The sequence below is a fragment of the Amycolatopsis sp. Poz14 genome (assembly GCF_006704225.1).
Classification (GTDB): Bacteria; Actinomycetota; Actinomycetes; order Mycobacteriales; family Pseudonocardiaceae; genus Amycolatopsis; species Amycolatopsis nivea.
In genome coordinates, this window is the sequence record NZ_JACLHD010000001.1 from 8,515,378 (window position 1) to 8,529,712 (window position 14,335).

The 14,335-nt window shown below is 71.0% G+C and carries 13 protein-coding genes; 6 read left to right on the forward strand and 7 right to left on the reverse strand.

The window, feature by feature from the left end; all coding sequences use genetic code 11:
• Positions 1-288: 288 nt before the first annotated feature.
• Both FKO37_RS39515 and FKO37_RS39520 read left to right on the forward strand, forming a co-directional pair.
• Entirely contained in the window at positions 289-1,998 is a 1,710-nt protein-coding gene (locus FKO37_RS39515; protein WP_238607747.1) for a DEAD/DEAH box helicase, read from the forward strand.
• A gap of 832 nt (positions 1,999-2,830) precedes the next feature.
• The gene (locus FKO37_RS39520) at positions 2,831-3,997 is read left to right on the forward strand and encodes an 8-amino-7-oxononanoate synthase (protein ID WP_238607748.1); all 1,167 of its coding nucleotides are present in this window, start codon (positions 2,831-2,833) and stop codon (positions 3,995-3,997) included.
• Here the strand turns inward: FKO37_RS39520 and FKO37_RS39525 are convergent.
• Both FKO37_RS39525 and FKO37_RS39530 read right to left on the reverse strand, forming a co-directional pair.
• A complete protein-coding gene (locus FKO37_RS39525; RefSeq protein ID WP_238607749.1) occupies positions 3,994-4,425 on the reverse strand; it encodes a GNAT family N-acetyltransferase in 432 nt (143 codons plus the stop codon). The genes FKO37_RS39520 and FKO37_RS39525 overlap by 4 nt on opposite strands.
• 20 nt (positions 4,426-4,445) lie before the next feature.
• A complete protein-coding gene (locus tag FKO37_RS39530) occupies positions 4,446-5,264 on the reverse strand; it encodes a trypsin-like serine protease (RefSeq protein WP_037820351.1) in 819 nt (272 codons plus the stop codon).
• A 172-nt stretch (positions 5,265-5,436) separates the two neighbouring features.
• On the opposite strand from FKO37_RS39530, the gene FKO37_RS39535 reads away from it, so the two are divergent.
• From FKO37_RS39535 to FKO37_RS39545, 3 genes are all read left to right on the forward strand, one after another.
• Entirely contained in the window at positions 5,437-6,297 is an 861-nt protein-coding gene (locus FKO37_RS39535) for a M15 family metallopeptidase (RefSeq protein WP_238607750.1), read from the forward strand.
• Positions 6,298-6,367: 70 nt separating this feature from the next.
• Positions 6,368-7,762 carry a mycothione reductase gene (locus FKO37_RS39540; protein WP_134669602.1) on the forward strand — a complete coding sequence of 465 codons (1,395 nt, stop codon included), beginning with the start codon at positions 6,368-6,370 and terminating at the stop codon, positions 7,760-7,762.
• A 102-nt stretch (positions 7,763-7,864) separates the two neighbouring features.
• Positions 7,865-8,122 (forward strand): hypothetical protein, encoded by a 258-nt coding sequence (locus FKO37_RS39545; protein ID WP_043830355.1) that lies wholly within the window; start codon positions 7,865-7,867, stop codon positions 8,120-8,122.
• A 7-nt stretch (positions 8,123-8,129) separates the two neighbouring features.
• On the opposite strand, the gene FKO37_RS39550 is transcribed toward FKO37_RS39545, so the two are convergent.
• Entirely contained in the window at positions 8,130-8,447 is a 318-nt protein-coding gene (locus FKO37_RS39550; protein ID WP_238607751.1) for a hypothetical protein, read from the reverse strand.
• A 59-nt stretch (positions 8,448-8,506) separates the two neighbouring features.
• Positions 8,507-9,781, reverse strand: a complete 1,275-nt coding sequence (locus tag FKO37_RS39555) for a CynX/NimT family MFS transporter (protein ID WP_374204430.1) — start codon at positions 9,779-9,781, stop codon at positions 8,507-8,509.
• Positions 9,782-9,829: 48 nt separating this feature from the next.
• On the opposite strand from FKO37_RS39555, the gene FKO37_RS39560 reads away from it, so the two are divergent.
• Complete coding sequence (locus FKO37_RS39560; protein WP_037820340.1) at positions 9,830-10,504, forward strand: FadR/GntR family transcriptional regulator; 675 nt, start codon at positions 9,830-9,832, stop codon at positions 10,502-10,504.
• A 234-nt stretch (positions 10,505-10,738) separates the two neighbouring features.
• Here FKO37_RS39560 and map read toward each other — a convergent pair whose 3' ends face one another.
• The 3 genes from map to FKO37_RS39575 all read right to left on the reverse strand — a co-directional run bounded on the left by map (position 10,739) and on the right by FKO37_RS39575 (position 14,314).
• Complete coding sequence (gene map / locus FKO37_RS39565; protein ID WP_037820338.1) at positions 10,739-11,596, reverse strand: type I methionyl aminopeptidase; 858 nt, start codon at positions 11,594-11,596, stop codon at positions 10,739-10,741.
• Between the two features lie 42 nt (positions 11,597-11,638).
• Positions 11,639-12,493 carry a GNAT family N-acetyltransferase gene (locus tag FKO37_RS39570; RefSeq protein WP_037820337.1) on the reverse strand — a complete coding sequence of 285 codons (855 nt, stop codon included), beginning with the start codon at positions 12,491-12,493 and terminating at the stop codon, positions 11,639-11,641.
• 495 nt (positions 12,494-12,988) lie between these two features.
• Entirely contained in the window at positions 12,989-14,314 is a 1,326-nt protein-coding gene (locus FKO37_RS39575; RefSeq protein WP_238607752.1) for a glycoside hydrolase family 27 protein, read from the reverse strand.
• Positions 14,315-14,335: the final 21 nt, after the last annotated feature.

Below are 14,335 nucleotides of genomic sequence, written 5' to 3' on the forward strand. Positions count from 1 at the left end.
CCACACCTGCGACCCCGCCCACAACCACGCACCTGGGTGCGGGGCAACCGCTCTCTCTCAGGTAGAGTGTGTCAAGACCGCAACGGCGGCGTGGATGAGTTGGTGTCCGTCGCCTCCACAGTCCGCAGAAGGACTCGCGGCCATCCGAAGCAATTTCCGTCGGTGTGCCATGCCATGGCTCGGCACACCGGGTCCGTCCCTGTGAACGCCCATCGCCACACCATCTTGCCCTGCCTGCGCGCGGGCAGCCCGGGCCTCCTTGCGACGTGCCACGTCCGAGAGGCATTTGTGACGATCACGTACGACTCCGGCCAGTCCGCCCGCTCCCGAGCGGGCCGCCCCGAGCGCAAGCCGCGGCACCGGCCGGCCGGTGGAGACGTTCTCCACGACGACACGGTGGAAACCCCCGCCGTGAAGACCTTCGCCCAGCTGGGCCTGCCCGAGCCGCTGCTGCGGGCGCTTTCCGAGGCGGGCATCGACGCTCCGTTCCCGATCCAGTCCGCGACCATCCCGGACGCTCTGGCCGGCCGCGACGTGCTGGGCCGCGCCCAGACCGGCTCCGGCAAGACGCTGGCCTTCGGCCTGGCCATCCTGGCCCGGCTCGACGGCGGCAAGGCCCGCCCGAAGCGCCCCCGCGCGCTCGTGCTGGTGCCGACCCGCGAGCTGGCCATGCAGGTGGCCGACTCGCTGACCCCGCTCGCCAAGTCGCTCGGCCTGTGGTGCCGCACCGCGGTCGGCGGCATGTCCTTCGGCCGCCAGGCGGAGTCGCTCGCCCGCGGCGTCGACCTGCTGATCGCCACCCCGGGCCGGCTGTCGGACCACGTCCGCCAGGGCACCGCCTCGCTCGGCGACTGCAACTTCATCGCGCTCGACGAGGCCGACCAGATGGCCGACATGGGCTTCATGCCGCAGGTCCGCGAGATCATGGACCTCACCCCTCCGGGCGGACAGCGGCTGCTGTTCTCCGCGACGCTCGACGGGGACGTCGACAAGCTGGTCCGGCAGTACCTGGCCGACCCGGTCACGCACTCGGTCGCGCCGTCGACCGCGAGCGTCACCACGATGGACCACCACCTGTTCCAGGTGTCGCACTCCGACAAGCAGGACATCATCACCCGGATCGGCGCCCGCGAGGGCCGCACGATCATGTTCGTGCGCACCAAGCACCACGTGGACCGGCTCACCGAGCGGCTGCGCGAAAGCGGCGTGCACGCGGTGGCCCTGCACGGCGGCAAGACCCAGGGCCAGCGCAACCGCGTCCTGTCCGACTTCAAGGAAGGCCACGCGGCGGTCCTGGTGGCCACCGACGTCGCCGCCCGCGGCATCCACGTCGACGACATCTCGCTGGTGCTGCACGTCGACCCGGCCGCGGACCACAAGGACTACCTGCACCGCGCCGGCCGCACGGCCCGGGCGGGCGCGTCCGGCATCGTCGTCACCCTGGTGACGCACGACCAGCGGCGCACCGTCCGCCGGATGACCGACCGGGCCGGCGTGCGCGCCGAGACCACGATGATCCGCACCCACGACGACGACCTGTCCCGCATCACCGGCGCCCGCGAGCCGAGCGGCGAGCCGGTCGTGGAGCGTCGCCGGGAGTCCCCGCGCCGCTCCGGCGGCCGAGGCTTCGGCGGCGACCGCGGCGGCTACCGCGGCCCGCGTGAGGGCGGCGGCTACCGCGGCGGACGCGAAGGCGGCGGCTACCGCGGCTCGCGCGAAGACCGCGGCGGTTACGGCTCGCGCGAGGACCGCGGTCCCCGCGAAGGCGGCTACAACCGCGGCTCGAACGAAGGCCGGGGCTCCCGCGAAGGCGGTTACGCCCGCGAGGGCGGCTACTCGCGCGAGGGCGGTCGCGAAGGCGGCTACGCCCGCGAAGGTGGCTACGGCTCCCGCGAGAACCGCGGCGGTGGCGGCTACAGCCGCAGCCGCCAGCAGTCCCGCTCCGGCGGCGGCTTCGGCCGCCCGAGCCGCGGCCCGCGCCGCGGCCACGACGCCTGATTGATTTCTGGAGAACGGCCCCGCTTCGGCGGGGCCGTTCTTCGTTTCCGGGCCGGGTCCGCCTGCTGAACCAGGTCGCATGCCGCGGCCGGGCCTGGGCTCGGCGTCAGGCCGGGACGCCATCGCACCCCGACAGTCGCGCTTCGACGCAGCAGTCTTCTTCGAGCAGGGTTTCGCGCGCCAGCCAGCCCGCGCCCGAACCCCGACACGGCGGCCGTCGCTGAGGGCGGATCTCGCCCACCGAACCACGCTCCGCCAACCCGTACCCCGGGACAGCGACTGTTGCTGAGCAGGGGTCGCGCGCGGCAGCCAGTCCCACGCCGCAAAGCGCGCCTCGACACAGCGATGTTGCCCAAGTAATGGCCTGCCCCGGGCGTACCGGCAATCCACAGCGGTCACCGCACTCCCAGCAGCCACGCCTCGACGCAGCGATCGCCGCCGAGCACCGGCCTCTCTCGCCAGCCAGCCCACGCCCCGCCACAACGATCCTCGCCAAGGAGGCGTCGCGCTCGCCAAACCACGCACCGCCAGCTCGTACCGCCAGCTCGTACCGCCACCGCTGAGCAGGGGGTCACACGCTAGCCAGCACCCCCGAACACCCGCTCCGACACAGCACAGCCGAACCACGGGTCTCGTTCGTCGGAGCACCGCTCCACCAGCCAGCCCGCACCCCGACAGCCGCGCCCGACACCCCATCACCGCCAACTAGAGCCCGCGCCCACCCCGCCCAACCCCTCCGCACCAGTCTGTTTCCGTTGCCCTGCCCCGCTTCCCGTCCGTCTCGAAGCGGGGGTGGGGAACGCGGCACCCGGCCGGATGCGACACTGCCTCAGTGACTGACACTCCGCCGCTGCCGCCTGAGAACGTCTTCGACTGGATTGAAGCCGAAGGCCAGCGGCGGGCGGAAGCCGGTCTCTCGCGGCGGATGAATCCTCGGCCCGCGCAGCACTCCGTGCTCGACCTCGCTGGCAACGACTACCTCGGCCTCGCCCGCGACAAGCGCGTCGCCGGGGCAGCCGCCGCGGCTGCGTTGCGGTGGGGGGCCGGGGCGACTGGATCGCGTCTTCTCACCGGGTCCACCGAGCTGCACGTCGAGCTCGAACACGAGCTTGCCCGCTTCTGCGGGGCCCAGGCGGCGCTCGTCTTCTCCTCCGGATTCACTGCCAACCTCGGCGCGGTGACCGCCCTGTCCGGGGCCGAATCGGCGATTGTCACCGACAAATACGTCCACACGTCGCTGGTCGAAGGCTGTCGGCTGTCCCGCGCGGACATCGCGGCTGTCGAGCACTCGACTCCGTCGGCGATCAAGCACGCGCTGGCCACCCGACGCAAACCGCGGGCGATTGTGGTTACTGACTCGGTGTTTTCCGCTGACGGTGAGGTCGCGCCGCTGGGCGAACTCGCCGAGATCTGTCGTGCGCACAGTGCTGCGCTGGTCGTCAACGACGCGCACGGGTTCGGTGTCCTCGGCGAAGGCGGCCGGGGCGCGGTGAGCGCTGCGGGATTGTCGTCAGCGCCGGACGTCGTCACCACGCTCACGCTTTCCAACGCCTTGGGCGCGCAAGGCGGCGCAGTGGTCGGTCCGCGCCGTGTGATCCGGCATCTCGTCGACACGGCTCGCAGCTTCATCTTCGACACGGCTCTCGCGCCGGCCAGTGCCGCTGCGGCGCTGACGGCGTTGCAGGTGCTCAAGTCCGAACCGGAGTTGCCGGCGAAGGTCGTCGAGAACGCCGGGAACCTGGCGATGAGCCTGAAGCACGCCGGTCTGCCGGTCGATCTTCCGGAGGCTGCCATGGTCGCGGTGCGGACGCCGTCGCCGCAAGCTGCGACCGCGTGGGCGGAAGCCTGTGCGGAGCAAGGGATTCAGGTCGGCTGCTTCCGCCCGCCCGCGGTGCCGGACGGCGTTTCCCGGCTGCGGCTTACCGCCCGCGCGGATCTGTCCGAGGCGGACATCGACCGCGCGGTGAAGGTGATCGCCGCGACCGCGCCCCGCGGTTAAGCCGGGCGGCGCATGGTGATGTGCGGGATCCCGTCTTCGAGGAATTCCTCGCCCTCAGCCACGAAACCGAACCGCGCGTAAAGCTGCTGCGCATAGGTCTGCGCGTCCAGTACGAACGCGCCGGTCGCCCCTTCCAGCGCAGCCGCCATCAGCTGCGCCGCCAAACCCTGGCCGCGGGCGGACTTCGCGGTCACTACTCGGCCGATGCGCCGTCCGCCGCTCGGCTCGGCCAGGACACGCAGGCACGCGAGAACCTCGGTATCGGAGGCCACCCAGAAATGCTCCGTCTCCGGAAGCAGATCGAGCCCGTCGATGTCGGCGTACACGCAGTCTTGTTCCACCACGAACACGTCCGACCGCAGCCGGAGAATCGCGTACAGGTCGGCCGCGGAGAGGTCGGGCCCGGCGGCGCGGTGCAGAGTCGTCACGCCGCCTTGCTTAACACAGCTCAGCCGAACAGCCGCGCCTGGGACTGGGCCGCGATGTCGTCGGAGAACTGCGAAACCCGCGTGTACACCCCGGGCTTGCCCGGTTTTCCGCAGCCGTCGCCGAAGGACACGATGCCGATCAGCGTGTCGCCCTCGACGAGCGGGCCGCCGGAGTCTCCCTGGCAGGCGTCCTGGCCGCCCTGCGGGTAGCCGGCGCACACCATGCTCGACGGGTCGTAGGTGTCGTAGGCCGTCTTGCACGTGGAGTCGCTGACCAGCGGCACCTGGGCGCTGCGCAGCACGTCCGACCGCTCCCCGCCTTCGGACAGCCGTCCCCAGCCGAGCACGGTCGCCTGCGTGCCTTCCGCGTACAGCGACTGGTCGCTCTTGTCCGCGATCTTCGCCGCGCGGTAGGGCAGCCGTCCGCGCACGGTGAGGACCGCGATGTCGTCGCCCCTCGTCGGGTCGCTGTAGTCCGGGTTCACCCAGACCCGCGAGACGCCGAGTTCCACGCCGTCGCTGCTCCGCTTGTCCTGGCGGCCCGCGACCACGTGGACGGACGACTTCGGCAGGGCTTTCGCGCAGTGCGCGGCGGTCGCCACCGCGGACGGGCTCACGATCACCGCGCCGCAGAACTGCGAACCGCTCTGATCGGTGAGGTAGACCGCGTACGGGTGGTCGGCCAGCGAAGCCTCGCTGCCGCCGACGATCCGGGGCTGCGCGTGCGAACCCGGGTCGGACGGCGTCGCCGCCCAGGCCGAGCCGACCGGGACCGCGATCGCGGCGGCGAGCAGCGAGCCCGCCGCGAGCAGGACCGGACGACGGAACTTCGCGGGCATGGGCTTTCCCTTCATCGGCACTACGACGGCACAGCCTGGACGCGCACGGGAATCAACCGACTCCGGCGCGTGCACACACGGCCGCGATTACCCTAAACGGGCCAAGCCCAAAACGGTGTCACTGGAACGGGTGGAGTCTCTATACACCGAGCGCATTCGCTTAGCTGGGGGCATGCGACGGAAAACAGCCGCGACGGCCGGCGCGCTGACGCTCTTTCTGCTGGCCGGATGTGCCACCAGCACCCCCGCGGCTCCCCCGCCCAGCCCGTTGAGCGCGCCGTCGGCACCGCCCAGTCCGACACTTCCGGCAACTCGGACAGCGACGAGCGCGCCCGCCGTCACCTGGCAGGTGGGTGCTCATCCGCTGCCGCGCCGCCCGGACGGCTTCGGCGAGATCCGGCCGACTCCACCCGAACTGGTGAACCGTTCGCTGCCGACCCAGGACTTCCTCCCGCCGCCGTCCGGCACGACGTACACCTCGAAGATCGCCGACGTCCCTGACGCCGTGCTCAAGCGCAGCACCTGGCAAGCCGCCTGTCCGGTGTCGTCGGCCGACCTCCGGTACGTCACGCTTTCCTTCTGGGGCTTCGACCATCGCACGCACACCGGCGAGCTCCTGGTGAACAAGGACGCGGCTCCAGGGGTGGTCAAGGCGTTCGGCGAGCTCTACGCGCAGCAGTTCCCCATCGAGGAAATGCGCATCACCTCCCCCGCCGAACTCGACGCCCCGCCGACCGGCGACGGCAACGACACCAGCGCGTTCGTCTGCCGCCCGGTGCGCGGGCAGAAGAACTGGTCCGCGCACGCGTACGGGCTCGCGGTGGACGTCAATCCGTTCTGCAACCCCTACACCAAGGACGACCTCGTCCTCCCCGAACTGGCGTCCGCCTACGTCGACCGCGCGAACGTGCGGCCGGGGATGGTCACCGCGGGCGGCCCGGTCGTGCGCGCGTTCGCCGCGGCGGGCTGGCAGTGGGGCGGGGCGTGGAAGTCGCCGGTCGACCGGATGCATTTCACAGCCAACGGCGAGTGAGCCGGGAACACCGGGGCGGGCATCCGGGGTTGACTAGGCTGGCAGCAGACCGCTTTCGGGAAGGACCGCCGTGCCGCACTACGACCTGGTGATCATCGGGACCGGATCGGGGAACTCGATCCTCGGGCCGGAGTTCGCCGACCTCCGGACGGCCATCGTCGAGAAAGGCGTGTTCGGCGGGACCTGCCTGAACGTCGGCTGCATCCCGACGAAGATGTTCGTCTACGCCGCCGACGTCGCCGCGACGCCCGAGCACAGCTCGCGCTTCGGCGTGGACGAAGAGCTCACCGCGGTGCGCTGGCCGGACATCCGCGACCGGATCTTCGGCCGGATCGACCCGATCGCCGAGGGCGGCGCGGAGTACCGCGAGAACCACGAGGACAACCGCAACGTCGACGTCTACCGCGGCGAAGGCCGGTTCACCGGCATGAAGGAGCTGCGGGTCAGCTTCGCCGACGGCCGTCCGGACGAGGTCGTCACCGCGGACCGGTTCGTGCTCGCCGCGGGCGGGCGGCCGGTGATCCCGGACGTGCCGGGGCTGGCCGAAACCGGCTACTACACCTCCGACACGGTCATGCGGCTCGACACGCTGCCGGAGCGGATCGTCATCCTCGGCGGCGGGTACATCGCGGCGGAGTTCGCGCACGTCTTCGCGTCGTTCGGCGTCGCGGTCACCATGGTGAACCGTTCCGGCGCGCTGCTGCGCCAGGAGGACGCGGACGTCAGCGCCCGGTTCACCGAACTGGCTTCGCAGCGGTTCGACGTCCGGCTGGACCGCAAGACAGTTCGCGCGCGCAGCACGGACAACGGGGTCGCGCTGGATCTCGAAGGCCCGCAGGGCGCGGAGACCGTCGAGGCCGACCTGATCCTGGTCGCCACCGGCCGCAAGCCGAACTCGGATCTGCTCGACGTGGCCGCCACCGGCGTCGCCACCACCGAGCGCGGGCACGTTGTGGTGGACGACTACCAGCAGACGTCCGTCGAAGGCATCTACGCGCTCGGGGACATCTCGTCGCCGCTGGAGCTGAAGCACGTCGCGAACCACGAAGCCCGCGTGGTGCAGCACAATCTGGCGCACCCGGACGACCGCATCAAGGCCGACCACCGGTTCGTGCCGCACGCGGTGTTCACCTCGCCGCAGGTGGCGTCGGTCGGGCTGACCGAGGCGCAGGCGACCGAGCGCGGACTGTCCTTTGTGGTCTCGAAGCAGGACTACGCGGGCATCGCCTACGGCTGGGCGATGGAGGACACCTCCGGCTTCGCGAAGCTGCTGGCCGATCCGGCGACCGGGCAGCTGCTGGGCGCGCACATCATCGGCCCGCAGGCGTCGACGGTGATCCAGCCGCTGATCCAGGCGATGAGCTTCGGCCTCGACGCGCGGTCGATGGCGCGCGGGCAGTACTGGATCCACCCGGCGATGCCGGAACTGGTGGAGAACGCGCTGCTGAATCTGCCGCTGGACTGACTCCGGGGATACCCAGAGTTGATCACCCGGGGCGGGGATTCCCGAATCGGGTAACAAGGATGTCGCGTTGTTACTGTTCTCCGCGGAGGTGCGGGGACTGACATGACCGACATGATCGCCGGGGAAATCGTTGCGGCCGCGGAGAATCTGGCCGCTCGCTGGACCGACGTGACGGATCTCGAGCTGGTGTTCGCCGTGCGGCGGGCCGAGCTCGGGACGACAGCCGCGACGCTCGCGTTGCTGGAGGAGCTTCGGGCGATGCCGTCCGAACGGGCCGCGGAATGCCTCGCGGTCGCGGTGGCCGCGCTGGACGACGTCCGGCGCACTGGCCAGCTGCCCGAGGCGGCGCTGGCGAGCTGAGAGAGGTTCAGCTGTGCGGCGGATCCGACCCGCGCAGCTGAGCCTCGAAGCTTTCGTCCCGGCGGCGCAGGACGTCGCGGATCGCCAGAAAGACAGGCGCGACAATGAGAAACACGCTGAGACCGAACATGACGGCCACGATGAAGGCGTTTTGATCCCACTGGTCGGCGACGGTCGCGGTCTTCCCGCTGTCCACCCATTGGCAGCGCACCTCCGGCGAGGGCTGGCACTTCGGCTTCCAGCTCACGAAAAAGACGTCGATGGTGAACCACATCAGCGCGACCCCGGCGACGGCCATCAGGCACAAGAAGACCGCTCGGCTCACTATGCCGCTCCGTCGTGGCCGCGCCGTCATGGCCTCAGCGTGACACAGTCACGCCAGCCTCACACGAAACGGCGCCGCCCGGACAGCGCACCGAAGATCATCTGCGTCACCATCACCACGAGCAGCACGATCAACGACACCGTCCAGCTGCCCGTCGCGTCGTGCAGCAGGCCGAACACGAACGGCCCCACCGCGGCCAGCAGGTAGCCGAAGCCCTGCGCCATTCCCGACAGCCTCGCCGTCTCGGCGCCGGTCCGGGCTCGCAGCGCGATCACCGTCAGGGCCAGCGAGAAGACGCTCATCCCGATGCCGAGCAGGATGCTCCACAGCAGCGGCGAGAACCCGGGCGCGATGACGAGGCCCAGCATGCCGGCCGCGCCGAAGACGCCCATGCCGACGATCCACGGGCTCTGGCTTTTCTGCCGCGCGGCGATCGGCGGGATCACCAGGCTGATCGGCACCGCGATCACCGAGATCAGGCCGAGCAGCAGACCGGCGTCGGCCTTGCTGACGCCCGAGTCGATGAACACCTGCGGCAGCCAGCCCATCACGACGTAGGCGATGAACGACTGCAGGCCGAAGAAGATCGTGACGATCCATGCGAGCGGGCTGCGCATCAGCGACCGGGCGGGAGCGGAGCCCGCGGCCGGACGCGGCGGACGGCCGGTGCCGCGCGAAGCGATCAGCCATGCCACCAACGCGATCGCCGACAGCACTCCCCAGCTGCCGAGCGCGGCGCGCCAGCCGCCGAGGGCCGATTCCAGCGGCGGGCTCAGCGCGGAACCCGCCGCGCCGCCGCCCTGCAGCGCCGCGGTGTAGACGCCGGTCATGAGCCCGACGCGAGCCGGGAACGAATCCTTGATGACCACCGGGATCAGCACGTTGACCAGCGCGATTCCCGCGGTCGCGACGAGCGTGCCGCCGAGCACGACGTACGGTCCGTCGAGCACCCGCACCGCGAGGCCCGCGGTCAACACCGCCAGCGCGAGGCCGATCGCCGGGCCGATGCCCAGGCGGCGCGACAGCACGGGCGCGGCCAATCCGGCGCCGGCGAAACAGAGGCCGGGCAGGGTCGTGAGGATGCTCGCCCACACCGCGGACGCGCCGAGGCTGCCGCGCATTTCCGCGAGCAGCGGGCCGACGCTCGTGATCGCCGGCCGCAGGTTCATCGCCGTCAGCACCACCGCGACCGCGAGCAGCACGCCACCCGCCACCACGCCCGGACGGCGACCGGCGGGCACCTCCTCCTCGAGGCTGCCTTCCAGCTCGAGCTCGAGCCGGTCGGAATAGGTGGCAGTGGACACGGCTGCAGCGTCTCGGGAGTCGGCGGGCATGTGCGCTACTATTCCATACGTAGGATGATTGGATGAAGGGATCAGGCTGTGCCGTTGGCCACCACCCGCCGCGCCGGACTCGTCGACCAGGTCATCGATCAGCTGCGCGAGGCGGTCACCGCGGGCGAATGGCCGATCGGGCACCGGATCCCGACCGAGCCGGAGCTGTCCGCACAGCTGGGCGTCGGGCGCAACACGGTCCGCGAGGCCGTGCGCGCGCTGGCGCACACCGGGATCCTGGAAGTCCGCCAGGGTGACGGCACGTACGTGCGCGCGACGAGCGAGGTGTCCGGCGCGATCCGCCGCCTGTGCGGAACGGAACTGCGCGAGGTGCTGCACGTCCGGCGGCTGCTGGAGGTCGAGGGCGCCCGGCTGGCCGCGACCGCGCGCACCGAGGAAGACCTGGCTGAGCTGCGCGTCCTGCTCAACCGGCGCGACACCGACTGGGACGAGGGCCGCCTCGACGATTTCGCCCGCAGCGACGCGGAATTCCACCAGGTCGTGGTCCGGTGCGGGCACAACGGGCTGCTGCTGGAGCTCTACCGCGGCCTGATGGAGGCGATCACCGCGAGCGTGGCGTCCACTTCGGACAATCCGGAACACGCGGAGATGATCCGGCACCGGGAACTGGTGGACGCGATCGAGGCGCGCGACGCCGGGCGGGCTGCCGAGGAGGCGGCTGGGTTCCTGGACGAGTTGATCGCGCGGGCTGAGGGTTTGTGAGTGCGTAGGCCGATTAGAACCGGCCTACGCGCTCACGACAACCGGCGCACTGTCACGGAGCGGCGGTGCGGCGGAGGCGGGGCAAAAGCTGCTGTGGTGGCTGGTCAGGCCTCGTGAGCGGCTATCCCGGTTCTAACCGGCATGGCCACTCATGACCGCCCAGCTCGACGCAACCCGCAGCGGCTCGTGAGTGCTGGCGCCGGTTAGAACCGGCACCGCCGCTCACGAGGCGTCTCACGGAAGCGTCAGGATCTCCGCGCCGTCAGCAGTCACCACGAGGGTGTGCTCGAACTGCGCCGTCCACTTCTTGTCCTTCGTGGTGACCGTCCAGTCGTCGGCCCACAGGTCGTAGTCGATGGTGCCGAGCGTGATCATCGGCTCGATCGTGAAGGTCATGCCCTCTTCGATCAGCGTCTGGACCGAGGGCTCCTCGTAGTGCAGCACCGTCGGCGCGGTGTGGAAGGCCGGGCCGACGCCGTGGCCGGTGAAGTCGCGGACCACGCCGTAGCCGAAGCGCTTCGCGTACGCCTCGATCACGCGGCCGATCACGTTGAGCTGCCGGCCCGGGCGGACCGCCTTGATCGCGCGTGCGGTCGCCTCTCGGGTGCGCTCGACCAGGAGCCGCACCTCCTCGGAGACGTCGCCGGCGAGGAACGTCGCGTTGGTGTCGCCGTGCACGCCGCCGATGAAGGCCGTCACGTCGATGTTGCAGATGTCGCCGTCCTCGATCACGGTCGAGTCCGGGATGCCGTGGCAGATCACCTCGTTCAGCGAGGTGCAGCACGACTTCGGGTAGCCGCGGTAGCCGAGCGTGGACGGGTACGCGCGGTGGTCGAGCAGGAACTCGTGCACGACCTTGTCGATGTCGTCGGTGGTCGCGCCCGGCTTGACCGCCTTGCCGCCCTCCTCGAGCGCCTGCGCGGCGATCTTCGACGCGACCCGCATCGCCTCGATGACCTCGGGCGTGCGCACTCCGTTGCCGGTGTCCCGTTTCGGCGCCGGCCGGTCCACGTACTCGGGACGGGCGATGTCGGCGGGGACGGCACGGCGCGGCGTCTGGACGCCGGGCTTCAACGGGGCGCGAACGGACATGTCCCCCAGCCTACGACCTCGCCCGGCCGCGGCGCAGCCAGCTCAGAACAGCACCGTCGCGTACTGGCCGACCTGCTGGAACCCGATCCGCCGGTATGCCGCCAGCGCGGGCGCGTTGAACCCGTTCACGTACAGGCTCGCGGTCCGGCCGAGGCCGTGGACCAGGCGGTTCACCACCGCCGCGGTGCCCGCGGTGCCGAGCCCGCCGCCGCGCCGGTCCGGGTGCACCCACACGCCCTGGATCTGGCCGACCCGCGCGGACATCGCGCCGATCTCGGCCTTGAACACGACCTCGCCGTCCTCGAACCGGGCGAACGCGCGGCCGGTGGAGATCAGCTCGCTGACCCGGGCGCGGTAGCTGGCCCCGCCGTCGCCCGCGCGCGGGTCGACGCCGACCTCCTCGATGAACATCGCGACGGCTGCGGGGAGGTAGCGGTCCAGTTCGTGCGGCCGGACGGTGCGGACCTGCGGGTCGGCGGGCACCAGCGGGTCGCCTTCGAGGGCCATCAGCGGCTGGTCGCCGCGCACCTCGCGGGCCGGGCCCCATTCCGAGGACAGCTCGTCCCACAACCCGAGCACCTGCGGGGCGGGACCGACGAGCGAGGAACAGGTGCGCTGGCGGCGCAGCGCCCGGTCGGCGAAGGACCGGAGCGCCGAAGCGTTGCCGCGCAACGGGATCAGGTTGGGCCCGGCGAAGCACAGCCCGGTGAGCCGTCCGGCGCGCACCGGACGGGCGTCGGCCGCCCACAGCTCGCCACCAAGACGCCACGGGTCGAGACCGGCCGCCTCGACCCGGGCGCTGACCATGCAGCTGCCCACCGGGTCGGCGGCGAGTGCAGCGCGCACCGCCGGATAGTCCCGATCATCGAGCAGCCGTGCACCTGCAAGCCGCAACACGGGGTCCAGAGTGCCAGATGAACCGGGTGAACGGAACGCGAGCCGGCCGACACGCTGAGATGAACGGCCCTCGCACCCGAACGGCGGCGCCCCGGCGGGCTCCGCCACCGACCGTGCCCGAATCCGCGGAAGAGGGCTCCGGAGGCACCCCGCCCGGGTGCCCCCGGAGCTTCCCCGGGGATCCGTGAAGGGCTCCCCGAGGGAATCAGATTCCGTGAAGGAGCCCTCCACGGACATCCGGGCACGGCAAGGTCCGTGGGGGCCACCCTCACGGACGCAGATTCCCGCAGGGTTCCCCTCACGACGACGCCTGCGGGCCGTGAAGGGCCCCTTCCCGGACTTGGATTCCCGCAAGGAGCCCTTCACGGACGCCCGGGCACGGCAAGGTCCGTGAGGGCCACCCTCACGGACGCAGATTCCCGCAGGGTTCCCCTCACGACCCGCAGCCGGTCGCGAAGGAGCCCTTCACGGACGGCGGCCGCCGCGTGCGGGAGCTCAGTGATGCCGCGGGACCAGGTGCAGCAGCCGCGAAGCGTGCGGCGCGAGCGTCGCGGTGAAGCTGTCCCGGCTCACGCCCAGGTTCCGGTGCGTCCACAGATCCCGCACCGCCGCCGGGCCGCGCAGACCCAGGTCCTGCCAGGACGCGGTCACCGGGGCCTCCGTCGAGCCCAGGTTGAACAGCGCGACCGTCACTCCGCCGCGGCCGTCGGGGCTGAACCACACCTGCTGCTGGGTCGCCTGCGAAACCGGACGCGCTGCCCGTCCCGCCTGGTCGACGGCCAGCACCTCGCGGTTGGTGAGCAGTTTCAGGTCGTCCGGGTCGAGTTTGGTCAGGTCGGTGCCGAGCAGCAGCGGCGAGGCTTCGATCGCCCACAGCGTCATGACGCTCTGCCGTTCGTCCGGGGTGATGCCGTTCGCGTCGCCGTTGCCGATCTCGATGGAGTCCAGGTCGTTCCAGTGACCGGGGCCCGCGAAGCCAGTCCACTTGGGAGCGTCGGCGAAGCGCAGCTTGACCCGCACGTCCCAGTTCGTGAGGCCGACGCAGTGCGAGTAGCACTCGATGTCGCCCTCGATCCGCCACCCGTTGCTGTAGCGCTGCCAGGTCGCGGCCTCGGCGATGCTGAGCGAGTTCGACAGTTCCAAGTGGATCGGGCGGCCGGTCGCCTGGATCGCCGCGTGCCACTGCCGGATGTCCTCGCGGTTGTCCGCCGGGATCTTGCCCCCGCCGGGTCCGACGAAGTCCATCTTGATGTAGTCGACGCCCCACGACGCCAGCTGCCGCGCCTGCGAGCGGACGTACGCGGCCGCGCCGGGCTTGCTGAAGTCGAGTTTCGCGGATTTGTCGTCCGCGGTGTTGCCCGCGCCCGCCATGACGATGTCGTGCACCCGGTACGGAGTGCCCTCGATCGGCGAATCGGCCGCGACCGCTTGCGCCGGGACGCCAGGCACCAGGTAGATGCCGAATTTGAGGCCGCGCTGCTGCAGGTACCGGGCCAGCGACGCGATGCCGTTCGGGAACTTCTTCGGGTCCGGCGCGACGCGGCCGAATTCGTCGACGTGGTCGTTCCAGCCCGCGTCGATGTTGATGTAGCGGTAGCCGTACGCGGCGAGCCGGTCGTGCATGACGTCTGCCTGCGCCTTGATCGTTTCCTCGGTGAACTTCCGGCGCAGCGCGCTCCAGCTGCTCCAGCCCATCGGCGGCGTTCTCGCCACCGGCGTCCAGGATTCGATCGACTGGCTGTCCGCGGCGGCTGTTCCCGCCAGCGCTCCGGCCAGCACCGCTACCGCCGCGGCCAGCACACCGATCCGCCTTCGCTTCATCGCGACCACCTCTCCCGGGGA